Source organism: Aeromonas veronii, assembly GCA_041319085.1.
GTDB lineage: Bacteria > Pseudomonadota > Gammaproteobacteria > Enterobacterales > Aeromonadaceae > Aeromonas > Aeromonas veronii_F.
Window position 1 is genome coordinate 2346975 of sequence record CP101033.1, and the last position, 19898, is coordinate 2366872.

At 59.5% G+C, this 19898-nt stretch carries 7 protein-coding genes; 5 read left to right on the forward strand and 2 right to left on the reverse strand.

Translation table 11 applies throughout. The annotated features are described in order from the left end of the window. Positions 1–69: 69 nt before the first annotated feature. Positions 70–870 (reverse strand): type I secretion C-terminal target domain-containing protein, encoded by an 801-nt coding sequence (locus NMD14_11265; protein XEI31380.1) that lies wholly within the window; start codon positions 868–870, stop codon positions 70–72. An 89-nt stretch (positions 871–959) separates the two neighbouring features. On the opposite strand from NMD14_11265, the gene NMD14_11270 reads away from it, so the two are divergent. Next, positions 960–2339, forward strand: coding sequence for an IS4 family transposase (locus tag NMD14_11270; protein ID XEI31381.1), 1380 nt, complete (start codon positions 960–962; stop codon positions 2337–2339). On the opposite strand, the gene NMD14_11275 is transcribed toward NMD14_11270, so the two are convergent. Continuing rightward, complete coding sequence (locus NMD14_11275; protein ID XEI31382.1) at positions 2306–15226, reverse strand: retention module-containing protein; 12921 nt, start codon at positions 15224–15226, stop codon at positions 2306–2308. The two genes, NMD14_11270 and NMD14_11275, sit on opposite strands and share 34 nt — an antisense overlap. 709 nt (positions 15227–15935) lie before the next feature. Here NMD14_11275 and nrfA point away from each other — a divergent pair. The 4 genes from nrfA (at position 15936) to nrfD (ending at position 19759) form a co-directional block, all read left to right on the forward strand. Continuing rightward, entirely contained in the window at positions 15936–17378 is a 1443-nt protein-coding gene (nrfA, locus tag NMD14_11280; GenBank protein XEI34750.1) for an ammonia-forming nitrite reductase cytochrome c552 subunit, read from the forward strand. Between the two features lie 51 nt (positions 17379–17429). Beyond that, positions 17430–18029: a cytochrome c nitrite reductase pentaheme subunit gene (gene nrfB / locus NMD14_11285; protein ID XEI31383.1), complete on the forward strand. Its 600-nt coding sequence runs from the start codon at positions 17430–17432 to the stop codon at positions 18027–18029. Next, positions 18026–18718, forward strand: coding sequence for a cytochrome c nitrite reductase Fe-S protein (nrfC, locus tag NMD14_11290; GenBank protein ID XEI31384.1), 693 nt, complete (start codon positions 18026–18028; stop codon positions 18716–18718). Before nrfB ends, nrfC begins: the two co-directional genes overlap by 4 nt. A gap of 87 nt (positions 18719–18805) precedes the next feature. After that, positions 18806–19759, forward strand: coding sequence for a cytochrome c nitrite reductase subunit NrfD (gene nrfD / locus NMD14_11295; GenBank protein ID XEI31385.1), 954 nt, complete (start codon positions 18806–18808; stop codon positions 19757–19759). Positions 19760–19898 lie beyond the last annotated feature (139 nt).

Consider the following 19898-nt stretch of genomic DNA (forward strand, 5'->3'; position numbering starts at 1 on the left):
AAAACAATCCACGCAGAAACAAAGAGCCGGCAACTGCCGGCTCTTCTTTGTTACGCTTCACACCCGCTATCAGGGGTACTGGATGATCAGGCTATGCTGATCTTCCAGCATGCTCTGCAGGATATCTTGGGACGAGGTGCTGGCCAGATTCCAGCGGGTCAGGTCCACATCTTTCAGGGTGATCTGCTGGGTCACCTGACCATCTCCCGCCGGGGATACCGACAGGTTCACATCGCTCAAGCCATTGCTCCCCGTGCTCACCGAGGCGAAGAGGTGATTGAGCAGATCATCGACATGGTTGCCGCTTACCCCTTGCAGCATATCGGCCAGATCGATCTTGTCCCCCTGCTCCGGGTGGAAGTCGTTGATGGTATCGACCACTGGCTGCCCCTGACTGCCCTCATCCCCGTGCTGCCAGACGAATAGATCGCTGCCCGCGCCGCCGGTGAGGATGTCGTGGCCCTGACCACCCCGGAGCACGTCGTCCCCCTGGCCGCCCAGGATCCTGTCGTCACCTGAGGAGCCAAGCAGCCAATCCCCCTGATCGGAGCCGACCAGCTCATGACCACTCTGGCTGTGCACCGTGATGGTCTCGAGGGGCGTGCTGACGGTTGAACCGCCGACACTCGACTCGGCAGTTATCCCCAGCACATGGTCACCGTCGCCAAAACCGCTGAAGTAGAGCGGAACCGAGTGATCGGCCGGGATCAGCCAGTCGCCATTGCCATCGGCATGACCGACGCTCTGGCCATGCTCGTCCTGCACCTGCGCCCCATCCAGACCGCTGATGCGGATGGAGAGCTCGCCGGTGGCCGGATTGACCACGCTGGCGTTGATGCCAAGGGGGATAACGGCCTGTCTCTTATACACAAATCCCCAAGCATCGCTTGGGGATTTTTTTGAACCTTTTCCCTTCTCCGTGATCTGACTCTTTTGCCATCCCTTATCACGGCTCTAATATGCATCTCACCCAACTCGAACAATGGGCATTCGACCAGTTTGGCCATGCCAATCTCAAGGACCCCAGACGCACTGAACGTCTCGTCAAACTCGCCACCGCCCTTGCTCAACAACCCGGAGATTGCGTGTCACAACTTCCCCTCTCACCCGCCGACATGGAAGGCTCATATCGCTTTATTCGCAACCACCATGTCAATGCCGATGCCATTGCTGATGCAGGCTTTGCCACCACCGCAGCCCTAGCCAGGGACTACGACCTGTTGCTGGCACTGGAAGATACCACGGCCCTGACCTTCAACCATGCCAGCGTCCATGATGAGCTGGGGCACACCAATCAAGGCAGTAGTCGCGCTCTGCTGGCTCACTCCGTCTTGTTGTTTGCTCCGCATAAATCGCAGGTGGTCGGCATGATTGCACAGCGTATCTGGACCCGTGATGTCAGCAAGCGGGGAGAGAGCCACCGGCATGCCACCCGGCCTTACAAGGAGAAAGAGAGTCGCAAGTGGGAGGAGGCATCCGTGGCCTTTGCCGCCCGTCTCGGCACTCAGATGGCCAACGTTATCTCGGTCTGTGACCGGGAAGCGGATATCTACGAATATCTGCATTACAAGCAGAGCAACCAACAACGCTTTGTGGTGCGCTCGATGCAAAGTCGCTGTATCGAAGAGCATGACCACAAGCTCTACGACTATGCCCGGCAGTGCCACTCTGCCGGCACCAAGGTCGTCAAAATACCGCAGCGGGGCGGCAGAAAAGCCAGAGAGGCCGTGCTCGACATCAAGTTTACCAAAGTCACCCTAAAGGCTCCGGCCAACAAGCGTAACGAGCCGGATATCCCGCTCTACTACGTGGGATGCATTGAGCAGGGCGATGCCTCTGACCGGCTGGAGTGGCACCTGCTGACTAGTGAAGCCGTGACCGACGATGCACAGGCCCGCAAGGTTATCGGCTATTACGAGCGGCGCTGGCTTATCGAGGATTATCACAAGGTCTGGAAGAGTGCCGGCACTCGGGTAGAAACCTTAAGGATGCAGAGCATGGATAACCTGAAGCGGATGTGCGTCATCTTGTCGTTTATCGCGGTGCGTCTGTTGCAATTGAGGTTTATCAACGAGGAGTCATCGGCACAGAATCAAAGCTGCGAAACGGTGATAGGCCCGACGGGGTGGAAGCTGCTTTGGCGAAAGGTAGAGAAAACGCCGTTGCCAACCAAGGTGCCGGATATGAGATGGGCGTACCGGAGCCTGGCCAAGCTGGGGGGCTGGAAGGACACTAAACGAACGGGGCGGGCTTCAATAGCGGCATTATGGGAGGGCTGGTTTCGACTCCAGACCCTCCTGGAAGGCTACGAACTGGCGCAGTCTCTTGAGCACCAATAGTTGTGATCAAGAGACAGGATAACGGCCCCCTGCAAGACATGGAGCTCATGCTGGGTCACCGTCAGGTTCGGCATATCCGGCTCAGGGGTAACCGTGATGGCCACCTGATCGGTATCGCCCTTCGCCCCGCCTGCGCCGCTGTTACCTTGATCTGACGTCGTGACGGTGAGCGTGTCCTGCCCCCAAAAATCCTTGGCCGGTTCATAGTGCAGGCTGCTTGCCAGCAGCTGGTTGAGATCAGCCAGCGGCCCCACCAGAGTGATCTCGCTGGACCCCGCCCCCTGTACCACAACGGCACCGGTCGCCCCCAGCAGGGTCAGCACACCATGCTCGACCCGCAGCACCATGGAGACAGGCGCACTGCCTGCATCCACATCCTTCACGCTGACACCGGAGAGCAACAGGGAGCCATCCTCCTTCACCGTCATGCTGCCAGGCAGCTGATTGACTGGGGCATCGTTGACCGGCTGCACCTCGATAGCCACCACATCGGTATCGCCGAGCGCGCCACCGCTGCCGCTATTGCCGAGATCATTGGTCACCATAGTCAGCTGATCCTGACCATTGAAGTCCCGCTCACCCTGATAGGTGACGCCGCCACTCAGCAGTGCATTGAGATCCGCGAGGGCTCCGCTCAACACCAACAATCCGGTGCCATTGCCAACCACGGCCACCCCGCTGCCGGCCACCAGATTAAGGGTGCCATGTTCGACCGAGAGGCGCACCTCTATGGGGCTGTTGCCCGCATCCACATCCTTCACCTGCAAACCGTGGATGACGAAGGGTTGATCTTCCTGCACCACCTGAGGGGTCGTTGGCAAGACGTTAACCGGGGCATCGTTGACCGGCTGCACCTCGATAGCCACCACATCGGTATCGCCGAGCGCGCCACCACTGCCGCTATTGCCGAGATCATGGGTCACCATAGTCAGCTGATCCTGACCATTGAAGTCCCGCTCACCCTGATAGGTGACACCGCCACTCAGCAGTGCATTGAGATCCGCGAGGGCTCCGCTCAACACCAACAATCCGGTGCCATTGCCCACCACGGTCACCCCGCTGCCGGCCACCAGATTAAGGGTGCCATGTTCGACCGAGAGGCGCACCTCGATGGGGCTGTTGCCCGCATCCACATCCTTCACCTGCAAACCGTTGATGACGAAGGGTTGATCTTCCTGCCCGACCTGGGACGCCGTCGGCAAGACGTTGATTGGCGCATCGTTGACCGGCTGCACCTCGATAGCCACCACATCGGTATCGCCGAGCGCGCCACCACTGCCGCTATTGCCGAGATCATTGGTCACCATAGTCAGCTGATCCTGACCATTGAAGTCCCGCTCACCCTGATAGGTGACGCCGCCACTCAGCAGTGCATTGAGATCCGCGAGGGCTCCGCTCAACACCAACAATCCGGTGCCATTGCCCACCACGGTCACCCCGCTGCCGGCCACCAGATTAAGGGTGCCATGTTCGACCGAGAGGCGCACCTCGATGGGGCTGTTGCCCGCATCCACATCCTTCACCTGCAAGCCGTGGATGACGAAGGGTTGATCTTCCTGCGCCACCTGAGGGGTCGTCGGCAAGACGTTGACCGGGGCATCGTTGACCGGGCTCACATCCACATGGATGGTGCCATTGACCTCGGGGCCAAGGGCGCCGTTGTCAAGACTCTGGGCCCTGATCTTGAGATCCAGTGCACCGTTGGCATCATTGGTCACCAGCTCGACAGCGCCAAGCTTGCCGCCCTCAGTGATCACCTGCCAGCGACCGCCACCCAGATCAACAACCGTCCCCACCACGCCGTTTGGTAAGCGGATTTCGGCGCCATCGGGCACCCCTTCGATGGTTACTCGCACCTGCTCGGGCTTGTTCTCATGCACATTACCCGCATTGCCGCCGGTTGGTTGGGTATCCCGGGTCTCCAGCCCCAGGTTAAGGGTGATTACCTCCCCCTCGGTGCCGCTCGCCTTAGTGTCAATGTCGGCGATGATGGCATCCCCCACCGGGTTGACGGTGACGGTAAAGCTGGCACTGGTTTCGAGCGGAATGGTGAGCCCCTTGTCCAGGGTGAAGGCACTCAGCGACAGCTCCACGGTGCCGCTGAAGTCCGCCGGCGGGATCAGGGTCAGCTTGGAAAAATCGGTGCCTACGGGGACCTGCCAAACGCCGCTACCATTGTTGACCGCCGGAGCCGACAGGGTGAAGCCATCCGGCACCCCCTTGATCTGCAGCGCAACGATCTGCTCGGAGCCATCATTGTCTATGAGTGTCGCTCCCAGGCCCGTCAGATTGACGCGGCCATCCTCGCTCCCTGTGACACTGTGCACCGTGAGCTGGGCTGGATCGTTGACCGGTTTGATCTCAAATTCTGCATGCCTGTTCCAGCTTGCTTGCGCCGTGCCAGTGGTGGCGGTATCCAGAATATCGACCTGGATATCCAGCGGCACCTTGCCGCTAAAGTGCTCTTTGGGCACAAAGACCAGATCGTTAAGCGCTGCCACATCGTTGACCACCAAGGTGGTCAGTTGCTGGCTGCCGACCAGGAAATAGCCGTAATTGGGATTGACGGTAATGGTCACCGCCTTCACCGTCTCGAGACCACCGTCAGCCACGCTCGGACTGATATCAGCCAGTTTGATCGACAGATCGAGGTGGATGTGGGTATCTTCCAGATTGTCCGGCTGCCCGTCATGGTTAGTATCCAGTACGGTCAGGATCAGCGCACCGCCGTTCACATCGACCACGGGGGCCACCTCAACCCGTACCGTGCTGCTGTCGACCTTGACGTCGCCACTGGCGGTATCCGTGTTGACCACCTTCACCTCAATATCGAGCGCGCCGGCAAAGTCCTGCGGCAATCCGAGGGTCAGCCCTTCCAAGCCCGCCAGTGACGGCAGCACCTTGATGACGTACTCACCGGTCGAGATGTTGTACTCTGCCCCGCTGAGGGTCACGCCCGCCGGCAGCCCCTTGATGACGATGGTCACCTCGTCGCTGGCCTGATCGGCGGTACCGATGTGGATCACCCCCTTTAGCTGGGTGCCGAAATCGACCCGGATATCCTCCTTACCCACCAGTACAGCGTTGTCGTCGATATCGACGGTAGCCGCCGGCTCCTTGTTAGTCGTCAGAGCCGTCTCGAAGTTCGCCTCTGTAGTGAGGCTCAGCTTGACATGGGCACTGGCATCGCCATCGTCGCCACGGTCGATCACCATGGCATCGATGCGGATCGGTGCGACCTTGCCGATAAATCCGTCGGGGGCATGCAGCTTAACGCTGCCGAGGTTGCCTGCCGGTACTATCCAGCTGCCGTTACCGTTGTTGATGCCTCCGAGCACCACAAACTGATCGCCGACACCGCCGCTTCGCACCGGCAGGTTGATCACTAAATAGTCGACCTCCTCCACGCTGGAGGGGTCGAGGTTGGTAAAGTGGAAACGCCCTGCCAGATCGATATCGGCACCGCTCTGCCCCACGAGTGCGCCGCCGGTCTGCACCAGATTGCCATCAGGCTCTACCACAGCCTGGATATCCACATGCAGCTGACCATCAATCACCTTGTTAGCCACCACATTGGAGTCCACATCCTGCTGAGTCACGGTGACGTGGCTCTGGATGGTGGTATTCCGATCGCTGTCCTCCGGCGCCTTCACCAGCAGTTGGCCCCCTGTGAGCAAGCTGTCAAGCTGGACAGCCGTCAGGGTGACCTTACCCGCCACCACCGTCAGCTGGCTCTCCACGCTACCTGCGCGCAGCCAGATCTGGTAGCCATCCGCCACCCCGGAGAGACTCAGCGCCGTGACCTTTTCTACGCCGTCAGCGAGGGTCGGATGCCAGTCCAGCACGGTGAACTGATCTTCCAGGCCATGGCTGGTCTTGTCATAATTGCCGGCGTCGATCGCGGGCTCCACCTTGATGGTGAGCGGCACCTCGAAGTGCAGGTGATCCCCGTCGTTTTCGGTCACTACCACCTTGGCGATCAGGTTCAAATCCGCCGTGCTGTTGTGGGGCGGCTGGATCACCAGGTTGCCAAGATCCGACACATCGACCTGATAGGTCGCCTTGCCATTGGCATCGAGTCCGGCAAAGGTGAGCGTCAGCGCCTTGCCGCTGGCATCGAATACCTCGGCTCCTTCCGGCAGACCACTCAGCACCAGGTTAAGGCTTTCCGAGGTGTCTAACGGGGTATCAACCAGTTCACCGGAAACCAGCTTGAAGTTGAGCGGCGCCAGGCCATCTTCAGCAACTGTGATGTTGTAGCCGTTGCCAATGCCATCATGGGTCCAGTCAGTACCATTGAGGATAAAGTCCGGTCTATCGACCACCCCCACCAAATCCACATGGAGTGTCTGACTGCCGGTCTCCTTCTCGTTGACGACGATGCTCGTCTGAGCGTTGGCATCGGTCAGAGTAGCCGTGTCTTTCACCACGCCCTTGATGGTGAGATCGAAGTCCAGATTGCTGTTCTTGGGCGGCTGCAGCTTGAGTTCATTGATGCGATCGTAAGGTACCTCGTAGTAACCCTTCGTTTCCGGAACTGCCACGCCGCCGATCAGCAAGGTTGCACCATCGGGCAAGCCGCTGATGCGTACATACATCTGCTCGGAGCCGTCGAGTTTGTCACCCAGATGAGCAAGGGAGATCTTGCTGCCCAGATCGAGCAGAGTGTCTTCCTTACCCTGAATATCACGAATGGTCAGCTTGGCGTCATCCGCCACCGGATTGACGTTGATCACCAGCTCGATGGGATCGCCAAGCGCCGTCTCTTTCCCTGTCACAACTGGGGTATCTTCGGTGCTGATCGGGGTCACAATGAGCTTGATGTCACCGCTGTAATCCTTATCGGGCACCACGGTGATCTTATTGATATCGTCGCCCAATACGGTATAGGCGCCGTTAGTACCCGGTTTGATTTCCTGGCCATTGAGGGTCAGCGTGCCCTGGCCCGACGCCCACTTGATCTGGTAGCTCAGGATTTCGGAGCCATCGGTGTCGGTGAGGTTGGCCTTCACGTTGAGAGCAATGCCGTTGCTGTCTTCATCGGTACTGTAGTGCTGATGAGTACTGGCATTTTCCCAAACCGGTTTGTCGGCAATGCCGCGCACCGTGATATCCAGATTGCCGGTCAGCAGAGAGGGTTTGCTCCCCTCGGTGACGCCGACCTGCAACTGGACGGGGAAGCGCAGCGGGTTGCCGCCATCGTTGTTACTCGAGTAGTCGTGGCTCGGTACGAAGGTGACTCCGGTCAGCTGGAACTTGTCATTGGTATTGGCCACCGCCACCATGGCCTCTGGCGGCACCTGATACCAGCTCTTGCCCCCCTGGGTGAGGGTGGTGAGTGCAACGCCGTTGTAGTAGAAGGTGCCGTGAGCATTGGCCGGCGCTTGGATAAGCAATTTTTCGACAAACTCGCCTCGATCGTAGTCGCCGATGTCCAGATTCATGGTGATGGGGATGCCCAGGCCTGGATCTGCCGCGCCAGCATCCTCGGCACCGGTGACGGCGCTGACGGTGAGCTTGCCCGCCTCGTCCCTTATAGTCAGGGTCAGCAGCCCATCATCGGTGTCTCCATCCCCATCAATAAGGTGGAATTCAATCTGCTGCACGAGCGTCTTGTTGCTGTGATCGACGCCAGATGTAGCAGTGAAGCTGTAATTACCCTCGGCACTGATCACCAGAGTACCGATGACTTGCCCCGTGCCATCGGTGACCGCAATATGGGTGTCACCGCTGGCGGCGATGGGGTGCTCGGTGCCATTGATGGTCACAGATCTGACTACCGCATTATCCGCGCCTTCATTCGCCGTCGATAACAGGTCCCCACGGACTCTGCCGCCTTCATTCATTATCTGGCTAACATCCACGGCAAGGGGTACATCATCCTGCACGCTCACATGGCCTATCACCTCGGCACTAAGGTCGCCGTCACTGTCCCGCGCCTGTAAGGGCAGCTGGATATCCAGCGGATCCTTGCCTTGGACACTGTGATCCAGATTGCCGGTCAGCTCGAAGGTATATCGGCCACTGACATCCAGCGTCAGTTTGAAGATAACCTTGCCCGCGCTGTCCTTGCCCAGGTAGACCCCTGGCTGGCTATCGGCGCTGATGATGACCGCCTTGCCCCCCGAGGTGAGCGCGTTGAGGGAGTTGAAGCGGGTAACATCCAGTTGCAGAGCGGCCACCTTGTCACTGCCAGCTTGAATGACAACATTGCCCACCGCGATTTCACCCGTGCCAGCAGGTGTACTCCCCACATGCTGACCTGTGCTGCCATTGAGATCTGATTCGTTCACAGTGACGCGGCCGATGGATTTAATCACCGGATCTACCGCATCGGTGATCGCGGCTGTGGTACTGCCGGTGACCACCGAGCCATCGCTGTCGGTCACCTTGACCGGCAGGCTCAGGTTGAGGCTGTCGCTCGCCTTATGGTCCAGGTTGGTATGCACTGTCACCTGATAGTCGATCACTGCGCTGGTATGAGCAGCGATGGTGGCGGGGACGGTGGGGATGGAGACCGTCATCACCACCAGACCGCCACTGGTCACCGCCTGGAAGCTGTGACCATCGGTGCCAACCGCTTTCCAACTCAAGCTCTCGCCGTTATGGGTGATGGGCTTGCCGCTGGCGTCCACCACCTGGCCACTCAGGGTCAAGCGCACGTCCACCACCGGATCCGAATCCGCCTTGATGGTGAGTTGACCGGTGGCATGCTGATCATCGGCGGTCTGGGTGTTGCTGGCACCGTCGAAGCGCCCCTCGTTCACCGTCACCCCGGTCAGGGTGAGGGTCGGTTTCTCCCCTTCCCCAATCTGGATATTGAGGGTGCCGCGGGTGCTGTCGTTGTTGCCACCCGCCTTGTCGTAGTCGTTGACGATCACCTTGATGGGCAGCTCGGTCACGGCGTTGCTGCCCTGATGGAGCCCCTGATAGAGGGTGACCTGATAGTCAAACCCGTTCTTGCCGGCCTGATCGAGGCTACCAATCAGCTTGACCTCAAACACCTCGACCCGCTGGCCATTGACCTCGACATAGCCCTTGAGCAGCTGACTACCGGGTATGGCGGGATCCCCATCAACCAGCTCGTACTGCACCGGTTTACCCAATGCGGTCAGCGCTGGCTGCTGGCTGCCATCGGCAAAGGCCACCTCGACCACCCGATCCGACCCGGCTTGCACATCAAAGTGACCGGTATGGTTCAGGCTGTTGCTGCCGGTGAGGTTCCCCTCATCCAGGGTCACGCCGGTGCCCGGGATAAAGCTCGGTGCCTTGCCATCCGCGATGGTGAGCGGCAGCGTGGTACCGATGCGATCGCCATCCTTGTCGGCCAGGGTGACGGCCAGCGGCAGGTTGAGGGATTCGCTCCCCTTATGATCCAGCTCACCGCTCAGGGTGACCTTGGCGGTGACGCTCCAGTTGCCGTTGTTGTCGACCAAACTCAGTTCGCCGCGCAGCACCACCTGCCCACCGGCGGTCCCGACCAACTGGCCGGTTGCGAGATCAACGGCGAAAGTGACCGGGTTACCGTGACTGGTGAGTCCGGTCAGGGTGCTCTGGATTGCGGCGATGTCAAAGCCAAGAGAGTGGGGGTCGAGGGCATCGCTGCCGTGCGCGACCGAGAAGCTCATGGTGCTGACGCCAGCCGCCTCCCCTTGTGCCATCTCGGTCATCGTAGTGCCGGTCACGGCGGAGAGGGTCGGATTGGCGCCATCCCCCACCGCCACAGTGATGGTTGAGGAGACCTTGTCGCCATCGCTGTCGAGCAGGGTAAAGCCCGCCTTGAGCAGGCTGTCGGCACTGCCCTGATCCAGCGGCTGATGCAGGGTGAAGCTGTATTTACCATCGTTGCCGAGGGTCAGCTCAAACACCAGTTTGCCATCTGGGGTGCGCCCTTCGATCAGGTGATCGGCCACCGTGAGGGTCACGGCCTGTTTGCCCGAGGTGAACCCTTGCAGCCCCGGCTGGCTGGCATCGAAGGTGATGCTGGCCAGCGGATCGCTGCCCGTGGTGATGGCCAGATCACCGTTAAGGGTCTGGCCCTGCTGCCAGTTGCTGTCTTCCGTGAGCGTCAGGGAGACAGGATCTACCTGCGGCAAGGCGCCATCGGTGATGGCGATATTGAGGGTGCCGAGATTGCTCTGGTCGCCGTCAAAGTCGCTGCCCACGACCTGCAGCCCGAGGTTGACGCTGTTGGTGTTAACCGGTTGGTCCAGCACGCCATCGAGCTTCACATGGTACTGGCCATCGAGATCCAGGGTCACGGTCAGGATGGGCTTGTTGCCCGCATCCAGCAGGGTGATTACGTTGCCATTGACCTGATAGTGGGTCGGCTGACCGCCGCTGGTGAGGCCGTGTAGGCCGGGCTGATTGGCCTCGAAATTGAGGGAGACCAGACGATCGCTGCCCACATTGACCGGCAACTGACCGTCCAGGCTCTGGCTGGCACCACCCTCCTGCAAAGTCACTCCTGCATCAATACCGAGCTTCGGATCTACCGCATCGGTGATCGCGGCTGTGGTACTGCCGGTGACCACCGAGCCATCGCTGTCGGTCACCTTGACCGGCAGGCTCAGGTTGAGGCTGTCGCTCACCTTATGGTCCAGGTTGGTATGCACCGTCACCTGATAGTCAATCTCTGCGCTGGTATGGGCTTCGATGCGACCCGGCACGCTCGGCAGGGTCACCGTCATGACCACCAAACCGCCACTGGTAACTGCCTGGAAGCTGTGACCATCGGTGCCAACCGCTTTCCAGGTCAGGGTTTCGCCGTTATGGGTGATGGCCTTGCCGCTGGCGTCCAGCACCTGGCCACTCAGGGTCAAGCGCACGTCCACCACCGGATCCGAATCCGCCTTGATGGTGAGTTGACCGGTGGCATGCTGATCATCGGCGGTCTGGGTGTTGCTGGCACCGTCGAAGCGCCCCTCATTCACCGTCACTCCGGTCAGGGTGAGGGTCGGTTTCTCCCCTTCCCCAATCTGGATATTGAGGGTGCCGCGGGTGCTGTCGTTGTTGCCACCCGCCTTGTCGTAATCGTTGACGATCACCTTGATGGGCAGCTCGGTCACGGCGTTGCTGCCCTGATGGAGCCCCTGATAGAGGGTGACCTGATAGTCAAACCCGTTCTTGCCGGCCTGATCGAGGCTACCAATCAGCTTGACCTCAAACACCTCGACCCGCTGGCCATTGACCTCGACATAGCCCTTGAGCAGCTGACTACCGGGTATGGCGGGATCCCCATCAACCAGCTCGTACTGCACCGGTTTACCCAATGCGGTCAGCGCTGGCTGCTGGCTGCCATCGGCAAAGGCCACCTCGACCACCCGATCCGACCCGGCTTGCACATCAAAGTGACCGGTATGGTTCAGGCTGTTGCTGCCGGTGAGGTTCCCCTCATCCAGGGTCACGCCGGTGCCCGGGATAAAGCTCGGTGCCTTGCCATCCGCGATGGTGAGCGGCAGCGTGGTACCGATGCGATCGCCATCCTTGTCGGCCAGGGTGACGGCCAGCGGCAGGTTGAGGGATTCGCTCCCCTTATGATCCAGCTCACCGCTCAGGGTGACCTTGGCGGTCACGCTCCAGTTGCCGCTGTTGTCGACCAGACTCAGTTCGCCGCGCAGCACCACCTGCCCACCGGCGGTCCCGACCAACTGGCCGTTGGCATCGAGGGAGAAAGTGACCGGATTACCGTGGCTGGTGAGTCCGGTCAGGGTGCTCTGAATGGCGGCGATGTCAAAGCCAAGAGAGTGGGGGTCGAGGGCATCGCTGCCGTGCGCGACCGAGAAGCTCATGGTGCTGACGCCAGCCGCCTCCCCTTGTGCCATCTCGGTCATCGTAGTACCGGTCACGGCGGAGAGGGTCGGATTGGCGCCATCCCCCACCGCCACAGTGATGGTTGAGGAGACCTTGTCGCCATCGCTGTCGAGCAGGGTAAAGCCCGCCTTGAGCAGGCTGTCGGCACTGCCCTGATCCAGCGGCTGATGCAGGGTGAAGCTGTATTTACCATCGTTGCCGAGGGTCAGCTCAAACACCAGTTTGCCATCGGGGGTGCGCCCTTCGATCAGGTGATCGGCCACCGTGAGGGTCACGGCCTGTTTGCCCGAGGTGAACCCTTGCAGCCCCGGCTGGCTGGCATCGAAGGTGATGCTGGCCAGCGGATCGCTGCCCGTGGTGATGGCCAGATCACCGTTAAGGGTCTGGCCCTGCTGCCAGTTGCTGTCTTCCGTGAGCGTCAGGGAGACAGGATAAACCTGCGGCAAGGCACCATCGGTAATGGTGATATTGAGGGTGCCGAGATTGCTCTGGTCACCGTCAAAATCTGAGCCCTGTACCTTCAGGCCAAGGTTGAGGCTGTTGGTCGCTACTGGTTCGTCAAACACACCGGTCAGGGAGACGCTGTATTTGCCATCCAGCCCGGTGGTAACGGTGAGGATTGCCTTCCCCTGCCAATCCTTGACGATCAGCTGGTTGTCTTGAACCTCATAGGTCGTCGCCTTGCCCTGGCTGGTGAGCCCCGCCAACGCCGGTTGGTTGGCCTCAAAGTTGAGGGAAACCAAGCGGTCGCTACCTACGGTGACAGCCACCTGACCATCCACCGTTTGGGATGGGCCTTCCGTCAGGGCAATACCCGGGTCATTACCAATAACCGGATCTGCGCCATCACGCAGGGTAATCACCACCGCAGCCTGGGTCTTGTCACCATCAATATCGCGCGCTTCGACCTGCAGATTGAGTGAGATAACATCAATATCATTGATGTTGTGATCGAGCGGAGCGCTCAGATGCACGGCCATCTCACCGTCCACATCCAGGCCGTTGGCATTGCCAGTGAGCGTGACGTTGAGCACCACGACCCGCTTGCCTTGCGCATCCTCGTAAAAGCCGACCAGTTGGCGCGCACCATCAAATTCAAATGTGAGCTTGTGACCATCGCTGCTGAGCTCAAGACCATTGAGACGGGCCAAGGTATCGCTCTGCTCACTGAACATCACACTGCTAGGCAAGAGCGGATCAGCATTGTGACCGATCACAAAGTGATGAGTGCTCACCACATCGTCCAAGTTGCCGAACGCATCTTCGGTCAGATCTGCCTCGGGCATAGGGAAAGGCGCCGGGGTGCTGTCGACCAGTTGCAGTGACAGGCTGGCCTTAACCAGATCGCCGTCGTTGTCGCGGTATTCGAGCGCAAACGGCAACGTCATGGCGCCGTTGGTGTGATCGAGACTCTGCAGCCATTCGATACGATAACTGCCATCGTCAGAAAGCGTCAGGGTAAAGACGGCTTGACCACCAGCTGTGGCGGTCAGCACGTGGTTATCACTGCTCACGCTATAGCTAAGTCGCTCGCCATGGCTCTGCAGCCCCAGTTGCTCAAGGCTGCTTTGACTGGCGCCAAAGGCCACCTGCAGATTGCCATCCACCCCAGCACCAGTATTGAGTGAACCGGTGGCAACGACTACCCCTTGCGCCAGTTCGGATTCGGTGAGCGTCAGGGTCTCGCTCTGACCGATCAGCGGCGCCCCATCGCTGGCACTGTTGCCCGCCAGATCGGTAACGCTGGCACGCACTTCAAAGGATTGATTGATACCGGAGAGATCAAGACCTGATACCTGCCAGCGGCCATCGGCTCCTACCAGCGCCGAGGTGGTCAGCAGCGGCTGGCCATTACTGTCGACCAGAGTGATGGTGACGCTCTGACCCGCTTCCACATTGCTGGTGGCGCCGCTCAGAGTCGCGCTGCTGTTGCCAAACAGGGCAGTGGTATCGAGATCATCGATATCGATAAAGGCCCGGGTATCGACATTGATAACAAGGGTATCGCTGGCGCGGTTGCCGGCAATATCCACAGAATTGACCTGAAACTGGTACTGGCCATCGGCCAGGGTCTGCGGCAGCTGATATTGCCAGTTGCCGGCGGCATCCACCGTCAGAACGGTGAGCAGGCTGCCGCCAAGGCTCAGGGTCACGGTGGCGCCAGGCTCCCCCTTCCCTTGCAACAGCGGGGTATTATCGCGGGTCAGATCATCGGTCTGGCTGGCGCCGCTGTCGCTCTCATCGGCGAGATCGAGGGTAATGGTGGTGATGGTATCGAGCAGGGTCTGGCCGGTATCGCTGGCATTGTTGCCCGCCTGATCCCGGGTACTGGCCACAATCTGCAACGGGCCATCCACCAGCTTGCCGGTCATATCGCCAAAATTGGCTTCCCACACCAGACCGGGCAGCACCACGGTCGTCACCGTCAGTGAATTTCCCGTCTGATCGATAAGGGTCACAGTGACTGGCTGGCCTACCTCCACATCATCCACCACACCTCGAATGATGACGCCCGCCGCTTCATCGGCGTTGATGATGTCGTCGCTGGTTTGCGGCTCGGTGATGGTGATGGCAGCAAAGAAATCGCGTTCTTCGGAAAACAGCAGCTCATCGCCAACAGGTTGCACCGCATGATCGGTATCAAAACCGGCCTCGGCCAGGGTGGCGTCATTGGTTCGATCGACCACAACAAATCCACCCGAGCTGGAACCGGCTACACCACCGATATTGCCCGCAGCGGCTGCGTTACCGGCAGCGGTCTCCTGGAACAATTCGGTCGGGTCAATACCCTGGCGGATCGCCTCTTGCAACGAGGCCAGTTCCGGATCGGCCGGTTGCCCATCAGCAGCCGGTGTGGCGGGCTCAGGTTTGGCGGCCATATCTTGCTCACCAGCAGGCTCACTGCCCGGCTCGGCTAGTTGAAAGTGGCCCCCTTGAGCGGTTTGCAGGCGGTCCCCCGGCTGCAACGCCATCCCCACCGTTGCTCGTATGACAGATCCATCTGCACTGATGACAAACACGGAGCCCTCGAGTTGGGTGATCAGTGTGGACTTTTCAATTTGCAACTCTGCCATACAACCTCCAGCAAAACCGTAACCACCAACATCAGTACCTACTGGGCACTGATCAGTTCAATAATCATACCGCACCAGGCTGTGTAAGTCTTTTTGCTATTTCAGACAATAAAAACCATAAAATGGTCATTACTTACAGCATTAAGCCTCTCATCATCCTTTTTTAATAAAACAAGATTTGGATTACTCCAATTGCACTGCCTTTATTAACAGGGCCATCAGTAGAAATGTCACCTTTTCTATCTCTTGACGATAAATTAGCCTCTAACCTCGGTAAATGAACCATAATTCGAAGACCAAAAGCTCATACTGCAATATTGCATATATAACCAATTAAATGCATATATTATTCTCGACATTCTGGACCATAGTGCTGGCAACCAACATAAGCAGGAAAATGCAACGTGCGTGTCGGCATCTATCAAATATCCGCCATAAGATGTTCGGCCGTTAACAACGAGTTGAGTTTTCATAAAATTTAATCCAGATCTCATTTCAACGATCAATCCTGCGCACCAATTGATCTGGCACAACTCTCCCTCCGATAAATCATCATTAAATTTACCCATTTGTTAGGGTATATCTCGAGCAATCATATATTGCGCGGTTTTATTCACCGCCAATCAGACCTCTGCCCACCCCGCCCAATGGGGATGAAATCCACGCAACAAGATGGAATGGGGCAGTTCAGGACATTTATCTGGGAGTGATAAACGTGGGTTCACAACACAGACATACCAAACTGGGGCTCGCCGCCCTGCTGCTGACCAGCTGGCTTGGCACCAGCGGCTGGGCACTGGCTGATGACGCAACCACCAAGAGCAAGATCGAGGCGCGCAGCGAGCTGTTCGCCAAGGATCACGCCGATCAGTTCACCAGCTGGCAAGCCACCAGCGAAAGCAAGGAGCGCTCCGATGCGCTGGGGGAGGATCCCAACATGGTGGTGCTGTGGGGCGGTTACCCCTTCGCCAAGGATTACAACAAGCCGCGCGGCCACTTCTATGCCCTGACCGACGTGCGGGAAACCCTGCGTACCGGCGCCCCCAAAACCGCCGAAGATGGCCCCCTACCCATGGCCTGCTGGAGCTGCAAAGGCCCGGATGTGGCCCGCGTCATCGACGAGAAGGGTGAGGATGGCTACTTCAAAGGGATGTGGGCAAAAGGTGGGCCCGAGATCGTCAACACCATCGGCTGCGCCGACTGCCACGACACCGCCTCGAAAGAGTTCAAGGAGGGCAAACCTGCCCTGCACCTCTCCCGTCCCTATGCCGATCGGGCCATGACCGCCATCGGCAAGCCGTTCAAGGAGCAGGGACGCTTTGATCAGCAGTCCCAGGTGTGCGGCCAATGCCACGTGGAGTACTACTTCAGCGGCCCCACCAAGGCGGTGAAATTCCCCTGGGACAAGGGCACCACGGTGGAGCAGATGGAACAGTATTACGATGAAATCGGCTTTGCCGACTGGACCCATGCCCTCTCCAAAACCCCCATGCTCAAAGCCCAGCACCCCGAGTACGAGACCTGGCGGGCCGGCATTCACGGTCAGAACAATGTCGCCTGCGTCGACTGCCACATGCCCAAGGTGCAGAACGAGCAGGGCAAGGTTTACACGGATCACAAGGTGGGCAACCCCTTCGATCGCTTCGAGCAGACCTGCCGCAACTGCCACACCCAGAGCAAGGAGATGTTGCAAGGGATCGTCAAGCAGCGCAAAGAGGCGGTGATCGAGACCAAGCTGAAAGTCGAGAAGCAGCTGGTCCACGCCCACTTTGAAGCCAAGGCAGCCTGGGATGCCGGCGCCACCGATGCCGAGATGAAGGATATTCTGCAAGACATCCGTCACGCCCAGTGGCGCTGGGACTACGCCATCGCCTCCCACGGGGTACAGATGCACGCCCCCGAAGTGGCGCTTAAGGTACTTGGCAGCGCGCTGGACAAAGCCGCTGACGCCCGCACCAAGCTGGCGCGCCTGTTGGCCAACAAGGGGATCAGCCACGAGATCGCCATCCCCGACATCTCCACCAAGGAGAAAGCGCAAGCGGCCCTTGGCATGGATATGAAGCAGTTCAACAGCGACAAGGCGCAGTTCCTCAAGACCACGGTCCCCGCCTGGGATGCCGAGGCCAAAGCGGCCGGACGGTTGGCACAGTAACGGCGCCTGCGGGCTCGGCCAGCTCGGGCCCGCAGCGGATGGAGGCTTCCTATGGGTGATTTAACGATGGATTTCTTACGACTGATGCTGATGGCAGCCATGCTGCTCACCAGCCTGCAGGGTCAGGCGGCCGAGCCGGCTGCCGCCCCTGTTCCAGCTACACATAAGGTGGAATTTTTACGCAATCCCGACAAGGCCTGCACCGACTGTCACAAGGAGCAGCGCGAAGGGATGCACGGCAAGCATGGTCAGGCGACCAATCCCAACAACCTTAAACCGGTCACCTGCACCAACTGCCACGGCCTGCCCTCCCCCCAGCACAGGGAAGGGGTCAAGGATGTGATGCGCTTTAGCAACAGCTTTAGCGACAAGAAGAGCACCGAGGCTTATCCCATCGTGGAGCAGAACGGCGTCTGCATGAGCTGCCACGAACCCAAACCGCTGCGCGAGGCGCTCTGGGCCCACGACGTGCACGCCACCAAGCTCACCTGCACCAGCTGCCACGCCCTGCACCCGGCCAAGGAGCCCATGGTGGCGATCCCGGAAAAGTCCCGCATCAAGCTCTGCGTCGACTGCCACAGCAAGCAGCATGAGGCCAGCAAGGCCCGGCAGGAGCAGTCCAAACCGGTTACCGGCAAGGAGGCATCATGAGCTGCTCTCGCCGTGATTTTATGGCGGGGATGGGCGCGGGGGCGCTCATCATGATGACGGGGACTGTTCGTGCCAACACCCGCGCAGGGGCAGCCACCCTAGCCCACAGCCAGACCATCGACGGGATCCGCTACGGCATGATCCACGACGAGACGGCCTGCATCGGCTGTACCGCCTGCATGGATGCCTGCCGGGAGGTGAATCAGGTGCCAGAGGGAGTCTCGCGCCTCGAGATCATCCGCTCCGGCCCCATCGGCACCTTCCCCGATGCCGAGTACCACTTCTTTCGCAAGTCCTGCCAGCACTGCGACAACGCCCCCTGCGTGCACGTCTGCCCCACCGGTGCCTCCCATATCCGCAAGGAGGATGGCATCGTCGACGTCAACCCGGATCTCTGCGTTGGCTGCATGTACTGTCTGGCCGCCTGCCCCTATCAGGTGCGCTTTATCAACCCTGTGACCAAGGTTGCCGATAAGTGCGACTTTTGCCGCAAGACCAATCTGGCGGCGGGCAAGGAGCCGGCATGCGTGGAATCCTGTCCCACCAAGGCGCTGGTGTTCGGCAATCTGGATGACCCGGACAGCTCCATCGCCCAACGGCTGGTGAAGGAGACCACCTATCGCTACAAACAGGCACTCGGCACTTCGCCCAAGATGTACCGCGTGCCCAAAGGGGAGATAACGTCATGACCATGCAAGCGGCATTTCACTTCCCCTCCCTCGTCTGGGGATTTGTCCGATCGCCATCTACCGCAGTAACAGAAGGAGGAATGGATCATGTGGCATGATGCATTTCACTTCTCCTCGCTGGTGTGGGATTGGCCCATCGCTATCTATCTCTTTCTGCTCGGCATCTCCGCTGGCGCCACCACCCTCTCGGTGCTGCTGCGCCGCAAAGGGGCTGGCAGCGAGAGCGGCATCATCAAGGCGACCGCCATTCTGGCGCCGGCGAGCGTGATCCTGGGGTTACTGATCCTTATCTTCCATCTGGCCCGCCCCTGGACCTTCTGGAAGCTGATGTTCCACTACCAGTTCGACTCCGTGATGTCGATGGGGGTCATGCTGTTTCAGGTCTATATGGCGGTGCTGTTCGCCTGGCTGGCGGTGGTGTTTCGCTCCGAGATTGAGACATTGCGTCGTCACCTGCTGCAAGAGAAGTTCGCCTTTGTGGATGGACTGATCGCCCTGTTGGCACGCGTTGAAACCTTGCTGGCACCGCTGTTGCTGCTGCTCGCCGTGCTGTTGGGGGCCTACACCGGCTTTCTGCTCTCCGCGCTCAAGACCTATCCGCTGCTCAACAACCCGGTGCTGCCGGTGCTGTTCCTCATCTCCGGCGTCAGCTCCGGCATCGCCTCCACCATCTTGCTGGCGGTCACCCTGTTCAAGGAGAACCATCACAGCCAGGGGGTGAGCTTTGTCCACCGCTTTGAGCGGCCGGTACTGGCGGTGGAGGTGCTGCTGCTGGTCTGCTTCTTTACCGGCCTCTACTTCGGTGGCGGCCAGAAGGAGGCAGCCATGTGGGCCGCCATCGGCAGCGGCTTCTGGGCTCAGGTGTTCTGGCTCGGGGTGGTGGGCATCGGCATGCTGCTGCCCCAGCTGCTGGCCCTGCTGGCCCCCGCGCCGCTGCGGGCCAAAAACGGCTATCTGGTGCTGGTCTGCAGCCTGACCCTGGTGGGGATCCTGCTGCTGCGCTACTTCGTGCTTTATGCCGGCCAGATGACTGTCGTATAACGGTATGATCACCAGCGCCAGCCACCTTCGGGTGACTGGCGCTAATTTGTTGCGATGAGTTGTTGCCAGAAATGTGGATGTTATCCCCCAGCGCCGGTACGGTGCAGACGCTGCGGCATAACATAGACGAATGATTGAC

Coding starts and splice junctions, on each gene's coding strand:
- NMD14_11270 (XEI31381.1), top strand. CDS start 960: ATGCATCTCACCCAACTCGAACAATGGGCATTCGACCAGTTTGGCCAT.
- NMD14_11275 (XEI31382.1), bottom strand. CDS start 15,226: ATGGCAGAGTTGCAAATTGAAAAGTCCACACTGATCACCCAACTCGAG.
- nrfB (XEI31383.1), top strand. CDS start 17,430: ATGGGTGATTTAACGATGGATTTCTTACGACTGATGCTGATGGCAGCC.
- nrfC (XEI31384.1), top strand. CDS start 18,026: ATGAGCTGCTCTCGCCGTGATTTTATGGCGGGGATGGGCGCGGGGGCG.
- nrfD (XEI31385.1), top strand. CDS start 18,806: ATGTGGCATGATGCATTTCACTTCTCCTCGCTGGTGTGGGATTGGCCC.